At 59.2% G+C, this 14055-nt stretch carries 9 protein-coding genes; 4 read left to right on the top strand and 5 right to left on the bottom strand.

The window, feature by feature from the left end; all coding sequences use genetic code 11:
• The first annotated feature begins 319 nt into the window (after window positions 1-319).
• From FHP24_RS22175 to FHP24_RS22160, 4 genes are all read left to right on the top strand, one after another.
• Window positions 320-1894, top strand: coding sequence for a Re/Si-specific NAD(P)(+) transhydrogenase subunit alpha (locus tag FHP24_RS22175; protein ID WP_139678426.1), 1575 nt, complete (start codon window positions 320-322; stop codon window positions 1892-1894).
• 20 nt (window positions 1895-1914) lie between these two features.
• Window positions 1915-3360 carry an NAD(P)(+) transhydrogenase (Re/Si-specific) subunit beta gene (locus FHP24_RS22170; RefSeq protein ID WP_139678425.1) on the top strand — a complete coding sequence of 482 codons (1446 nt, stop codon included), beginning with the start codon at window positions 1915-1917 and terminating at the stop codon, window positions 3358-3360.
• Between the two features lie 365 nt (window positions 3361-3725).
• On the top strand, window positions 3726-5549 hold the full coding sequence (locus tag FHP24_RS22165; protein ID WP_139678424.1) for a sensor histidine kinase: 1824 nt from the start codon (window positions 3726-3728) through the stop codon (window positions 5547-5549).
• 176 nt (window positions 5550-5725) lie between these two features.
• Entirely contained in the window at window positions 5726-7537 is a 1812-nt protein-coding gene (locus FHP24_RS22160) for a carbon starvation CstA family protein (protein ID WP_139678423.1), read from the top strand.
• A 108-nt stretch (window positions 7538-7645) separates the two neighbouring features.
• Here FHP24_RS22160 and btsR read toward each other — a convergent pair whose 3' ends face one another.
• From btsR to FHP24_RS22135, 5 genes are all read right to left on the bottom strand, one after another.
• A complete protein-coding gene (gene btsR / locus FHP24_RS22155) occupies window positions 7646-8362 on the bottom strand; it encodes a two-component system response regulator BtsR (protein WP_139678422.1) in 717 nt (238 codons plus the stop codon).
• 283 nt (window positions 8363-8645) lie between these two features.
• Entirely contained in the window at window positions 8646-10163 is a 1518-nt protein-coding gene (locus tag FHP24_RS22150; protein ID WP_139678421.1) for a UxaA family hydrolase, read from the bottom strand.
• 140 nt (window positions 10164-10303) lie between these two features.
• Window positions 10304-11032: a GntR family transcriptional regulator gene (locus FHP24_RS22145; RefSeq protein WP_180356086.1), complete on the bottom strand. Its 729-nt coding sequence runs from the start codon at window positions 11030-11032 to the stop codon at window positions 10304-10306.
• A 128-nt stretch (window positions 11033-11160) separates the two neighbouring features.
• Window positions 11161-12351, bottom strand: a complete 1191-nt coding sequence (gene uxuA / locus FHP24_RS22140; RefSeq protein ID WP_139678419.1) for a mannonate dehydratase — start codon at window positions 12349-12351, stop codon at window positions 11161-11163.
• Between the two features lie 48 nt (window positions 12352-12399).
• Window positions 12400-13911, bottom strand: a complete 1512-nt coding sequence (locus tag FHP24_RS22135) for a mannitol dehydrogenase family protein (protein WP_139678418.1) — start codon at window positions 13909-13911, stop codon at window positions 12400-12402.
• Between the last annotated feature and the right edge of the window lie 144 nt (window positions 13912-14055).

Below are 14055 nucleotides of genomic sequence, written 5' to 3'. Positions count from 1 at the left end.
CGCAACGCTCGCGCGAATTGCTCTGCCGGGTCAGCCTCTACGGTGTGTTTCGCGCCGGAATTCTGTCAGCGACCTATCGTCGCTGACAGCATGCGGATTATTCCCGCAAAACCGCGTCATTGCGCCGTTAAACAGCAGACTAAACAAGGAACCCGACAGAAAAGAACGTTTTGCGAAGGGTTTCCCCTTGTGCTTGCCGTACCGGCAAGTACCATCGCCGGTCTTTCCGCCCGGTATTCCTTGTCGTAACACTGCCCGACAAAGAATACCGGCGACCGGCTGGTGAGGGCACGATGAAAACGAAGTGGGGACGAAACCTTTGAAAATCGGAGTTTTGAAGGAGCGCGCGGATCGTGAGGCCCGCGTTGCGATGACGCCGGACAGCGCGCAGGCGCTGCAGAAGCTGGGTTATGACTGTGTGATCGAAACGGGCGCAGGCAAACTTGCCGGTTTCTCGGATGACACCTACCGCGCTGCCGGTGTGACAGTGGTCGATACGGCAGATGCGTTGATTGCCGCCTCCGACGTGATCGCCAAGGTGCGTCCGCCGGAAAGCGCCGAAATCGACAAGCTCGGGCCGGCCAAGACGCTGATCTCCTTCTTCTACCCGGCGCAGAATTCGGCTCTTCTGGAGCAGGCCAAGGCCAAGGGTACCAATGTCATCGCCATGGACATGGTGCCGCGCATTTCCCGCGCACAGAAGATGGACGCCCTGTCGTCGATGGCCAACATCGCCGGTTACCGCGCCGTCATCGAGGCCGGCAACAACTTTGGCCGCTTCTTCACCGGTCAGGTCACGGCTGCCGGCAAGGTGCCGCCCGCAAAAGTTCTGGTCATCGGTGCCGGCGTTGCAGGCCTGGCCGCAATCGGAACTGCCACTTCGCTTGGTGCGATCACCTATGCCTTCGACGTTCGCCCGGAAGTCGCCGAACAGATCGAAAGCATGGGCGCGCAGTTCGTCTTCCTCGATTTCAAGGAAAACCAGCAGGATGGTGCCGCGACCGGTGGTTACGCCGCTCCGTCGTCTCCCGAGTTCCGCGAAAAACAGCTGGAGAAATTCCGCGAACTCGCGCCTGAGATCGATATCGTCATCACCACCGCGCTGATCCCCGGTCGTGACGCGCCAAAACTGTGGACCGCCGACATGGTGGCCCTGATGAAGCCCGGCTCGGTGATCATCGACCTTGCGGCCGAACGCGGCGGCAACTGCGATCTGACCGTCGCCGACCAGCGCATCGTCTCCGACAACGGCGTCATCGTCATCGGCTACACCGATTTCCCCAGCCGCATGGCCGCCCAGTCCTCGACGCTCTATTCGACCAATATCCGCCACATGATGACGGACCTGACGCCGGCAAAAGACGGTATCGTCGTCCACAACATGGAAGACGATGTCATCCGCGGCGCGACCGTCACCTTTGAAGGCGAGATCACCTATCCCCCGCCACCGCCGAAGATAAAGGCAATTGCCGCCCAGAAGCCGAAGGAGAAGGCCAAGGAGCTGACGCCGGAAGAAAAGCGGGCAAACGAAGTTGCAGCCTTCAAGGCGCAGACGAAGAACCAGGCCATTCTGCTGACCGTCGCAACCGTGCTGTTGCTGATCGTCGGTGCCTATGCGCCGGCAAGCTTCATGAGCCATTTCGTCGTTTTCGTGCTCGCCTGCTTCATCGGCTTCCAGGTCATCTGGAACGTCTCGCATTCGCTGCACACGCCGCTGATGGCCGTCACCAACGCCATTTCCGGCATCGTCATTCTTGGTGCCCTCCTGCAGATCGGCTCGGGTAACTGGCTGGTCGTCATCCTCGCCGCTCTGTCGGTTCTGGTCGCGACGATCAACATCGTCGGCGGCTTCCTTGTGACACGGCGCATGCTCGCCATGTTCCAGAAGTCCTGAACGCGTAGGGGGTAATTATCATGACGATCGGTATCGTTTCGGCCGCCTACATTTCTGCGGCTGTTCTCTTCATTCTTTCGCTCGGCGGCCTTTCCGGCCAGGAAAGCGCCAAGCGCGCCGTGCTCTACGGCATTGTCGGCATGGCGCTCGCCGTCATCGCCACCGTCTTCGGTCCGGGTGTCGCCACCAGCTTCGGCATTGGCCTCATCATTGTGATCATGGTCGCCGGCGGCTCCGTCGCCGGTTATTACGTCGCAAGCCGCGTGCAGATGACGGAAATGCCGCAGCTTGTGGCAGCTCTTCACTCCTTCGTCGGCCTTGCCGCCGTCTTCATCGGCTATAACGCCCATATCGAGGCATGGCGTGTCGGCGGCCTGGATGAGGCTGCCCGTGCAACACTCGAAGGGTTCTCCGCCATCCTTGCCCACAAGGACCCGGTCGAACTGGCGATCATGAAGGTCGAGGTGTTTCTCGGCGTCTTCATCGGTGCGGTCACCTTCACCGGTTCGGTCGTCGCCTTCGGCAAGCTTGCCGGCAAGCTCGACGGCAAGGCGAAGAAACTGCCCGGCGGACATCTTCTCAATGCCGGTGCGGCAGCTCTTTCGCTTCTGCTGCTGATCGCCTATTTCAACGGAGCAGGTGTCTGGACGCTGATCCTGATGACGCTGCTCGCCTTTTTCATCGGTTATCATCTGATCATGGGCATCGGCGGCGCCGATATGCCGGTCGTCGTCTCGATGCTGAACAGCTATTCCGGCTGGGCGGCGGCTGCCATCGGCTTCACGCTCGGCAACGATCTTTTGATCGTCACCGGTGCGCTGGTCGGCTCCTCGGGCGCCATCCTCTCCTACATCATGTGCAAGGCGATGAACCGCTCCTTCATCTCGGTCATTTTGGGCGGCTTCGGCGGCACGACGGGACCGGCGATGGAAATCGAGGGCGAACAGATCGCCATCGATGCCGAAGGCGTCGCCAATGCCCTGAATGATGCCGACAGTGTCATCATCGTTCCCGGCTACGGCATGGCCGTCGCGCAGGCGCAGCAGGCAGTGTCCGAACTGACCCGCAAGCTGCGCGCGGCAGGCAAGACCGTCCGTTTCGCTATCCACCCGGTTGCCGGCCGTCTGCCGGGTCACATGAACGTGCTGCTCGCGGAAGCCAAGGTGCCTTACGACATCGTTATGGAAATGGACGAGATCAACGACGATTTCCCCACCACCGACGTCGTCATCGTCATCGGCTCCAACGACATCGTCAACCCGGCCGCCCAGGAAGACCCGAACTCGCCGATTGCAGGCATGCCGGTGCTCGAAGTCTGGAAGGCCAAGCAGGTCTTCGTCTCCAAGCGCGGCCAGGGCACCGGTTATTCCGGCATCGAGAACCCGCTCTTCTACAAGGAGAACACAAGGATGTTCTATGGCGACGCAAAGAAGTCCGTCTCCGAACTCCTGCCGATGATCAAGTAAGATACCAATACAGGTTCGGGGTCGGCTGGCCGATCCCGGACCTTGAGACCAGAAGCCAAGGAAATGCGCCTGCCCCGGTATTGCGGCAGGTCAATGCAAGGCCTCGCAACCGGTGACCTTTATGGCGGATCAGATCAGACCGATCCGCTTGCCGTGATGGAACCATGCGCTTACGCTCAAGCCCGATTGATAATGCCGGAACCGGCGATGCCGCTTCACTTGAGCGCGTGAAATCCCAATGTGAAGCGCGTGGCAGCTGTTGCGCACCGCCCGGTTTTGCGGCAGTTGCGATTTGGGGCATGGATCGTCTCGGTGCGGTGATCGAACGTCTCATCCGCTGGCGAAGATAGAACGAAGGACATTTCATGTTCGGCTGGACGGACCTTGTCATTGGCCTGCTACAGCAGACATGCGTCTACCTCGTCATCGCTTATCTGTTCAGCAAGACGCCGCTCTTTCTTCCCCTGATGCAGGTCACGGTGCGACCGTCCCGCAAGGTCGCCTGTTACGTCATCTTCTCGATGTTCTGCATCATGGGCACCTATTTCGGCCTGCATATCGATGAGGCGATTGCCAATACGCGCGCAATCGGCGCCGTGCTCGGCGGCATTCTCGGCGGTCCGCTGGTCGGCCTTGCAGTTGGCCTTACCGGCGGCATTCACCGTTATTCGCTCGGTGGATTTACGGCTCTTGCCTGCGCCATTGCCACCACCGCGGAAGGCCTGATCGGCGGACTGGTTCACAGCTACCTCATGCGCCGGCGCAGAACCGATCTCCTGTTCTGGCCGCCCCTCATTGCCGGCGTCACGCTTGTTGCCGAAATAGCCCAGATGTCGATCATCCTCATCGTCGCCCGGCCTTTCGTCGATTCAGCTCATGTGGTCGAGACGATCGTCTTGCCTATGACTGTCGCAAATACGGTCGGTGCTGCGATGTTCATGAACATCTTGGGCGACAGGCGAAAACTTTTCGAGACCCACTCGACGATCTTCTCCAGCAAGGCCCTGAAAATCGCCGAACGTGCCGAAGGCGTACTGCGCAACGGTTTCAATGCCGAAAACAGCACCAAGGTCGCCCGTATTCTCTACGAGGAAGCCAATGTCGGTGCCGTCGCCATCACGGACCGCGAAAAGATCCTCGCCTTCATCGGCATCGGCGCAGACCACCATCTGCCGGGTCGTGCTATCACCTCGGCCCAGACCATGGAGGCGATTGCCGAGAACAAGGTCATGTATGCCGATGGCGATGAAGTCAGCTATCAGTGCTCAATCCATCCGAATTGCCCGCTCGGGTCATCGCTCGTCATTCCGCTGAAAGGCGAGGACAATGCCGTCATCGGTACGATCAAGCTATACGAGCCGAAGACAAAGCTGTTTTCGACCTTCAACCGCTCGCTCGGCGAAGGCGTGGCGCGCCTGCTCTCGGCCCAGATTCTGGCCGGACGTTATGAGCGCCAGAAACAAATGCTGGTCGAATCCGAAATCAAGCTGCTGCACGCGCAGGTCAATCCGCATTTTCTCTTCAACACGCTCAACACCCTGTCGGCCATCATCCGCATAGATCCGGGCGAAGCGCGCAATCTCGTCCAGAACCTCTCGACCTTCTTCCGCAAGAACCTCAAGCGAACAAACGACATCGTCACGCTGTCCGACGAGATCGAGCACGTCAATGCCTACCTCCAGATCGAAAAAGCCCGTTTCCGCGATCACCTGCAGGTCGAGATCGATGTGCCGGAAGATCTGGCGCAGGTCCATCTTCCGGCGTTCTCGCTCCAGCCGCTGGTGGAAAACGCCATCAAGCACGGCACGTCTCAGTTGATCGGCGAAGGCCGGATCACGATCTCCGCTAGGCCAGATGGCGCAAACCTGCTCATTTCGGTAACCGACAATGCCGGCCTGTTCGTCCGCAAACCTTCCATGGATGGCGGGCTTGGCATGAGCATCGTCGACCGTCGCACCAAAGGGCATTTCGGCGATACCTTTGGCATAGACGTCAAATGGGAACCGGAGGTCTTTACCACCGTGTATCTGCGCGTGCCGATGGGCGAACAGGCGCATGGCCATGACCATCGCCACGACGCCTCAGACGACCATCATCATCACGATCATTCTCATGATGGGGCAGCACCCGCACGCACGCCTTCGCGCGCTCGCCTGAAGGTTGCTCGTCTTTGGTCGGCAGTGAAGTAATCGCGCCTCCAACAAACAAATTCACCGCATCTGAGCTCGAAAGGGCAGAAACCGCTTCACCGCTCAGGTGTCATTGTCTGCCGCTCGCGTCGCGGTGGCACCGCTGACCGAAACACCCACTCCCGCTTATAGAACGCGCGTGTAGCGTGGCGTCATTCCCTACGGAGGACGTTACCATGAGCAATGCTTTATCGATTGTCATCGGGTCGGCCTGCATCCTTGCCATCTGCTACCGCTTCTACGGTATCTTCTTTGTCCGCAAGGTGCTTGGCATCAACGACGCCGAAACCACACCATCCCATTCGCTGGCGGATGGACGCAATTATGTACCCACCAAGAAGTGGGTGAATGCCGGACAGCATTTTGCTGCCATCGCCGCCGCCGGCCCGCTTGTCGGCCCGGTTCTTGCCGCCCAATACGGTTACCTGCCGGGCCTGATCTGGCTTCTCGTCGGCTGCGTCGTCGGCGGCGCGGTGCATGATACGGTCGTGCTCTTCGCCTCGATGAAGCACAAGGGCTCGTCGCTGTCAGAAGTCGCCAAGGCCGAACTCGGCCCGGTCGCGGGCTGGTGCACAGGTCTTGCGATGCTGTTCATCATCACCATCACCATGGCAGGCCTGTCGATGGTCGTGGTCCATGCGCTGGAACGCAACCCCTGGGGCACGTTCGCCGTCTTCATGACCATTCCGATCGCCATGATCGTCGGTCTCTACGAGAAGATGGGCGGCAACGGCAAGATCGCAACCTATGTCGGCCTCGCCGCCATCCTCGCCTCGGTTTTCGCCGGCCCCTATATCCAGGAATCGGCAATCGGTGAATGGTTCACATTCCACTACAATACGCTCGGCGTCATGCTGCCGATCTATGCCTTCCTCGCCAGCGCCCTGCCGGTCTGGTTGCTCCTGACCCCGCGCGGTTATCTCTCGAGCTTCCTGAAGATCGGCGTCTTTGCCGCCCTCGTCGTCGGCGTCGTCATCATCAACCCTGAAATCAAGATGCCGGCGCTGACCGAGTTTATCCATGGCGGCGGCCCGGTCCTCGCCGGCCCGGTCTGGCCCTTCATCTCGATCACCATCGCCTGCGGCGCCATCTCGGGTTTCCACGCCTTCATCGGCTCGGGTACTACGCCGAAACTGGTCGACAAGTGGAGCGACATCCGCCCCGTTGCCTTCGGCATGATGCTGGTAGAATGCCTCGTTGCAGTTCTCGCCCTGATCGCCGCAACCGCCCTGCCAATGGCCGACTATTTCGCCATCAACGCCTCGCCGGAAGTCTTCGCCAAGCTCGGCATGACCGTTCAGGACCTGCCGCGTCTCGAACAGTCGATCGGCATGGACCTTGCCGGCCGTACCGGTGGTGCCGTGACGCTTGCCGTCGGCATGACCGAGATCTTCACCAGCATTCCCTGGTTCAAGACGCTCGCCGCCTACTTCTTCCAGTTCGTCATCATGTTCGAAGCCGTCTTCATCCTGACCGCGATCGACTCTGGCACCCGTGTTGCCCGTTATCTGATCCAGGATATTCTCGGCGATCTCTATGCACCGATGAAGAAAATCAACTGGCTGCCGGGTTCGATCTTCGCCAGCGTCGTCGCATGCCTTCTCTGGGGGTATCTGCTGAATTCGGGCGATATCAACTCGGTCTGGGCACTGTTCGGCGTGTCGAACCAGATGATGGCCTCGCTGGGTCTCACCATCGGCGCAACCATCATCCTGCGGCTCTCGGCAAAGCGGATCTATGTGCTGACCTGCCTCATTCCACTCGCCTACCTGTTCGTGACAGTGAACTATGCGGGCTACTGGATGATCGCCAATGTCTACCTCAACGAGGCAGCGAAGGGTTACAACCCGGTCAACGCCGTCCTTTCGATGATCATGATGACGCTGGGTGTCATCATCCTCGTCACCGCAATCTTCAAGTGGAAGGACATGCTTCGCACCAATAGAGCCGGTGGTAACGAGAAATATCTCGGTACACCGGCCGAATAAACGGCTCTCCAAAATTCCTCCCGAGCCGGAACCGGGCGCATGTGAGATCCACATGCGCCCGGTTCGAATTTTTGGGAGCTCGCTAAATACTGGATGTGGAAACTGCGTTCAGAGGATTCCGAGCTGCTCTTTCAGCGGCCCCAGAAAACGCCGGCTGACAGGAATGGAACGTCCGCCAAGGGTGAGGATATTGGCAACGCCGTTGTCGCCCAGCGCGATATCCTTGATATGCTCCGCATTGACCATGTACTGGCGATGGCAGCGGATCAGCTTTGTCCGCTCTTCCAGGGTGCGCAGCGTCAGTTCGGTAAAATGCTCATGCCCGTCATTGCCGAGCACATAGATGCCGCCCGGCCGCGAAAAGATCGCTTCGACTTCCTCCAGCTTCATCAACCTTATCCGGTTGAGACCAGTGCATGGAATATGGCGCAGCGGCGGCGCGATATCGAGCAGTTTGGCCTGCTCGCCCGATTTCACCTTCCGCAACCTGGCCAATGTCTTCTGCAACCGCTCTTCCTGGATAGGCTTCAACAGGTAATCGAAGGCATTTTCCTCGAAAGCCCGCAGCGCATATTCCTCATAGGCGGTCAGGAAGACGACCCGCGGCATACGGTCGGGATCGATCATCCGCAACATTTCCAGCCCGGTAACCTGCGGCATGTGGATGTCGAGAAACATGATTGCCGGAGACAGACGGTTGATCGCCGCGATGCCTTCGATCGCATTGGCACACTCACCGACGATTTCGATATCGCTCTCGTCCGCGAGAAGCGATTTCAGCTCGTCGCGTGCCAATGTTTCGTCGTCTACGATCAGAACTCTCATGCGCCTAGATCATCCAGCGGGAAGGAACATGCTCTTACAGGACACCGCCGGTGAACGGAATGTCGCAGTCCCGTCGTAATCGGCGCCGTAACTATCGACCTTGCGGCAGATCAACGACCGGCCACGTCTCGAAAAGGCGTCGATAACCGACATGGCCCGTCATGACGACGGTAAATGCAAAAAAGAATGGCCCGGTGAGATGAATACACCGGGCCTCGCGTTCATTCGGAGCGACAGCGGTACCTGCCTGGAAGCACCGTCGCACCGTCAGATATGAAAACCGTTACATCACGGCGCCGATCTGCCACGGCACGAATTCCGCACCGCCATAACCTAGCTCCTCACTCTTCGTCTGTTCGCCAGAGGCAACCTTGATGATCAGCTCGAAGAGCTCTTTGCCTTTTGCCTCGATGCTTACCCCTTCCGTGACGATGTCGCCACAGTTGAGGTCCATGTCGTCCTTCATCCGCTCGTACATTTCGGAATTGGTTGACAGCTTGATGCAGGGTGTCGGCTTGTAGCCCGAGACGGAACCGCGGCCGGTGGTAAAGACGATCAGGTTGGCGCCCGATGCGACCTGGCCCGTGACGGAGCACGGATCGAAGCCGGGGCTGTCCATGAACACGAAACCCTTGCGATCGATCTTTTCGCCGAACTTGTAGACACCGAGCAAAGGTGCGGTACCACCCTTGGCCACTGCGCCGAGCGACTTCTCCAGGATCGTCGTCAACCCGCCCTTCTTGTTGCCGGGGGACGGATTGTTGTCCATCTCGCCGCCGTTGCGGGCGCAGTAATCTTCCCACCACTTGAGCCGCTCGATCAGCTTGTTGCCGATCTCCGCAGTTTCGGCGCGACGCGTCAGAAGATGCTCGGCGCCGTAAACTTCAGAGGTTTCGGAAAGAATGGTCGTGCCACCATGCCGAACAAGCAGGTCCGATGCATAACCGAGCGCCGGATTGGCAGTAATGCCCGAATAACCGTCCGAGCCGCCGCATTGCATGCCGATCGTGATCTCGGAAACGGGAGCAGGCGTGCGCGTCGTACGGTTGGCGAACTCGGCCACGCCGCGCAGCTCTTCCAGACCTCTTTCGATCGTTTTGCGCGTGCCGCCTTCTTGCTGGATCGTCATGTACCGCAGCATGCCGTCCTGGCGGATGCGCCGGCCACCAACGAGATCGGGGATCTGCATCACCTCGCAACCGAGGCCGACCAGCAGGATACCGCCAAAATTGGGGTTCTGCGCATAACCGGACAGTGTCCGGAACAGCGTGGCATATCCCTCGCCATCGGTGGACATGCCGCAACCCGTGCCATGCGAGATCGGCACGATACCGTCGACATTCGGAAACGCATCGAGAAAACCTGATTTTTCGGCCGCTTCCGTGATGAAACGGGCGACCGAACCGGAACAGTTCACCGTCGTCAGAATACCGATATAGTTGCGGGTTCCGACTTTGCCGTCCGCCCGCTTGTAGCCCATGAACGTCCGGGCTTCGGTTATTTCGGGCAGCGGCGTGTTGGCGCTGGCGAAAGCATAGTCCTGAGCGTGTTCGCCCATGCCGAGATTGTGGACGTGAATATGATCGCCGGCCGCGATATCGACCTTGGCCTGGCCGATGATCTGTCCGTAGCGCAACACGTTTCCACCGGCAGGAATTGCAGCGGTGGCAATCTTGTGCCCGCGTGCGATGGCCTGCGAGGCCGCAACACCGCTTGTCGTCAGGATGTCGCCTGCTGCGAGGTCGCGCAATGCGATCTCGATATTGTCGGCGGGATGAAGGCAAATGCTGTTCTTGATCATACGTATCTTTCTCCTGATCCGGCTCTCATGCCGGTTTGCACTGCCGGTTGGTCTCCGGGCCATGCATTGAATTACCTGAACTGTCGCCGCTGCCGAGACGAGCGGAGCATTCTCAACTGTGCGGCCGGACCACCTCAGCCCTACGGCCGAACCGGCAGCAGTGCTTCCCGCACTCCCGAACCGGCTTTGCCACCGCGCTTGCGGGACGGCAGCCGGGGCCGGGCCTCATCCAGCCCAAGTCCATCGAGATGCCCGAAAACAGTCCGAAGATGGGCACGCATGTGGACTACGGTCGTATCGACATCACCTGCGATAATCGCATCTGCGATCATCTGGTGCTCGATCAGGGTAACGGCCATCCGGTCGCTGTCCTGAGTGGTGAGATAGCGGACGCGATCGAGCTGTGTCTTCGCCCGTAATATTGCATTCCAGGCCCCGGCATAGCCGCTGAGTTCAGCGATGAGGGCGTGGAAGACGTTGTCGAGCTTGTAGAACGCATCACCGTTTCCGACGACGGCAGCCTGCTCGCGCAGATTGGCACGAATGCGCTCGCGCCCGTCGTCATCCATGCGTTTTATCGCATCCTCCACAAGCGCGCATTCCAGCTTCTCGCGGATATACTGACCAACCGTAACCGCCTCCAGCGAGATCGGAGCGACGAACGTCCCGAAATGCGGGTAGATGACGACCAGTTCCTCTTCGGCAAGCTTGATAAGAGCCTCGCGCACGGGCGTCCGGCTCACTTCGAGCTGCTGGCAAAGGTCTGCTTCGGACAAGGGTGCGTCCGGAGCGAGACGGCCGCATACTATATCCTCCCGGATCTTGTCGAACACCTGGCTCGTCAAACGGGAACGGCTGCGATCCATCATTCGGTCACTCATCTTCTCTGTTAAGGTCAGGCCAAGTTGTCCTTTTTGCGAGATTTCCGGCTTATCGGCAACATCGACGGCATGAGACCATCGACGCCGATACAGGCCGCGGAACGACAAACTGTCTGTTATGCCACCCGTCCCTCCCTGAAAGCCTGCACGGTCTGCATGACGCCCCGAAGTTCCGCGAGCCCCTTGAGGCGACCGACGAAGGAATAACCGGGATTGGATTTCTGGCCGATATCGTCGCCCAGCAGGTGCCCGTGATCGGGGCGCATCGGAATTTGCGGCACCGGACGACCGATCGAGGCACGGCGTTCCTCTTCGGCCATGATCGCAGCCGTCACCGCGACGAGATCGGTATCGCCTCCGAGATGATCCGCCTCGTAGAAGGAGCCATCCGGCTCGCGCGTTGTATTGCGCAGGTGGGCAAAGTGGATGCGCGGCGCGAACTCCTTGGTCATGGCAACCAGATCGTTTTTCGGGTTGGATCCGAACGAGCCGGTGCATAATGTCAGGCCGCACGCCTCCTGCGGAACACCCTTGAAGAGCGCACGCACGTCATCCGCACTCGACATGACGCGCGGAAGACCGAAGATCGGGAAAGCCGGATCGTCGGGATGGATGCACAGCCGTGCCCCCTCTTCTTCCGCCACCGGTGTGATCTCGCGCAGGAACTCAATAAGATTGGCACGAAGATCCTCGACCCCGATCTGCTGGTAGAGTTCGAGCATCTCCTTGAACGTCGACCGCGTATAGGCAAAGTCGCGCGCCGGCAGCCAATCGATAAGGTTGCGCTCCAGCTCGGAAATCTTCGCATCGTCCATGGCCTCGAAACGGGCCTTGGCGAGAGAGACCTGCTCGGCCGAATAGGATGCTTCAGCCCCCGCTCGGCCAAGAATGAAGAGATCATAGGCAGCGAAATCGATGCTGTCGTAACGAAGTGCATAACCGCCATTCGGCAGCCGATACATTAGATTGGTGCGGCTCCAGTCGGTGATCACCATAAAATTGTAGCAGATCACCTTCACACCGCCGCGCGCCACATTGCGGATCGACTGCTTGTAGTTCTCGATCTTCTCGCGGTAATTGCCGGTCCGGGTCTTGATTTCCTCACCGACGCCGATGCTCTCGACCACCGACCATGTCAGGCCTGCGGCCTCAACTTCAGCCTTGCGCTTGGCGATTTCGTCGGAAGGCCAGATGCCACCCTGGTTCATATGATGAAGAGCAGTGACGATGCCGGTCGCACCGGCCTGGCGAATTTTTCCCAGGCTCACCGGATCATCCGGGCCGAACCAGCGCCATGTCTGTTCCATATAGGGTCTCCTACCTCATTTTATATATATGGTCCGAAGCGGCAGGCTTCAGACCTCACCCAGAAAAGCCTTCAGGGTCTTGCGAACCCCGTGGCTCATCAGGCTCGACAGATGTTCGATGACCGCTACACGAAAATGTGCATTGGCCGGCAGCACGTCTCCGAAGATTTCCCGAATGCCGAAAAGCGCAGTTGCCAGCTTGGCAGCATCATTGCCGGCATCCCTGGCGATCTCCGTCAACCGCGCGGCATGCGGATCGGTGACGGTGTAATCCTGACCGAGCTCGTTTCTACCCGACAGAAACTTCATCCACGCAGCAATGGTGAGCGGGATGACCTTGGGATTGCGGCCGGAAGAATAGAGTTCGGCGGCCGCTTCCAGCAGACGGGGCGGAAGCTTCTGCGACCCATCCCATGAGATCTGCAATGTCAGATGACGCACGCCCGTATTGCGGAAGCGTGTTTCGAGATCATGCGTATAGGCCACGACATCGGTACCCGGAACCGGCGGCAAGGTACCGATCAGATCCTCGTCCCACAGGCGGCGGATCACCTTGGGAAGGTCCTCGTCAACCATCGCGTCCGCGATCGTCTCGATGCCGGCGATCACCGAAAGATAAGCGAGCGTCGAATGCGACCCGTTGAGGCAGCGCAGCTTCATCAGCTCGTAGGGAAGGACATCCTTCGCCATGATCGCGCCGGCCTTTTCCCAATCCGGTCTCCCCAGCGGAAAATGATCCTCGACGACCCATTGGCGGAAAGGCTCGGTGACGACCGGCCAGGCATCCATTACACCAAGGCTATCGGCAACTTTCTGTCGATCCGCATCCTGTGTGGCCGGCGTGATCCGGTCCACCATCGTGCAGGGAAAGGCAACATTCTCGCCGATAAATCGGCCCAGTTCCGCATCACGCAGAGTGGCAAAACGGGTAACGATGTTGCGGACCTTGATGCCGTTCTGCGCCAGGTTATCGCAGACGAGAACCGTGAAAGGTGCCTGTCCAGCCTCGCGCCGCAATCGAAGCGCTTCGGTCAGGAAACCGGGAACGCTGCGCGGATCGGTCGGGTTGGCGAGATCGGCAATGATCGCCGGATGTTTCTCGTCCAGATTGCCGGTCGCCGCGTCCTGGCAATATCCCTTCTCCGTTACCGTCAGCGTCACTATTCGGATCTGCGGCTTGCAGAGAAGTTCGAAAATCTCGGATTTCTGGTCGGCCGTCACCATGATATCGAGGATCGAGCCGATGACACGCAGGTTATCCTTGTCATTGTCGCGGCTGAGCAGCGTGTAAAGTCCGTCCTGCGGCTTCAGCGCATCGCGGATGGCGGGCGACATCAGGTCCACCCCGACAACACCCCAGTCCGTCGCCCCGTTCTGCAGAACGTCGTCCGTGTACACCATGGCGTGAGCGCGGCAGAAGGCGCCAAGACCGATATGGACGATGCCGGGAGAGACTGCCTTGCGATCATATGACGGATGTTCGATTGCAGCGGGAAGCATCTCAAGCGCGGCACCGCCCAAACGCTTCGAGACAGCCTCATTCCTCAAATTGATAGTCATGAAAAAATCCTCGGTTATCTCATGCGAATCTGCAGCCAGCAGGTCGTGCCGCACACACCTCCGCACCCCCCGAAGCGCAATAAAGCCACGGGTTTTTCGTCTCAGAATACACTCATTACGTGTAATATCGCAATTTCATGTAAC

It is taken from the genome of Aliirhizobium smilacinae, from assembly GCF_006335145.1.
GTDB lineage: Bacteria > Pseudomonadota > Alphaproteobacteria > Rhizobiales > Rhizobiaceae > Neorhizobium > Neorhizobium smilacinae.
The sequence above is the reverse complement of the archived record's forward strand: the minus strand, read 5'-3'. Positions and strand labels throughout refer to the sequence as shown.

Bases quoted from the DNA above. Each gene is read 5' to 3' on its own strand.
- FHP24_RS22150 (WP_139678421.1), bottom strand. From the start codon at position 10,163: ATGATCAAGAACAGCATTTGCCTTCATCCCGCCGACAATATCGAGATC.
- FHP24_RS22135 (WP_139678418.1), bottom strand. From the start codon at position 13,911: ATGACTATCAATTTGAGGAATGAGGCTGTCTCGAAGCGTTTGGGCGGT.
- FHP24_RS22160 (WP_139678423.1), top strand. From the start codon at position 5,726: ATGAGCAATGCTTTATCGATTGTCATCGGGTCGGCCTGCATCCTTGCC.
- uxuA (WP_139678419.1), bottom strand. From the start codon at position 12,351: ATGGAACAGACATGGCGCTGGTTCGGCCCGGATGATCCGGTGAGCCTG.
- FHP24_RS22170 (WP_139678425.1), top strand. From the start codon at position 1,915: ATGACGATCGGTATCGTTTCGGCCGCCTACATTTCTGCGGCTGTTCTC.
- FHP24_RS22145 (WP_180356086.1), bottom strand. From the start codon at position 11,032: ATGATGGATCGCAGCCGTTCCCGTTTGACGAGCCAGGTGTTCGACAAG.
- btsR (WP_139678422.1), bottom strand. From the start codon at position 8,362: ATGAGAGTTCTGATCGTAGACGACGAAACATTGGCACGCGACGAGCTG.
- FHP24_RS22165 (WP_139678424.1), top strand. From the start codon at position 3,726: ATGTTCGGCTGGACGGACCTTGTCATTGGCCTGCTACAGCAGACATGC.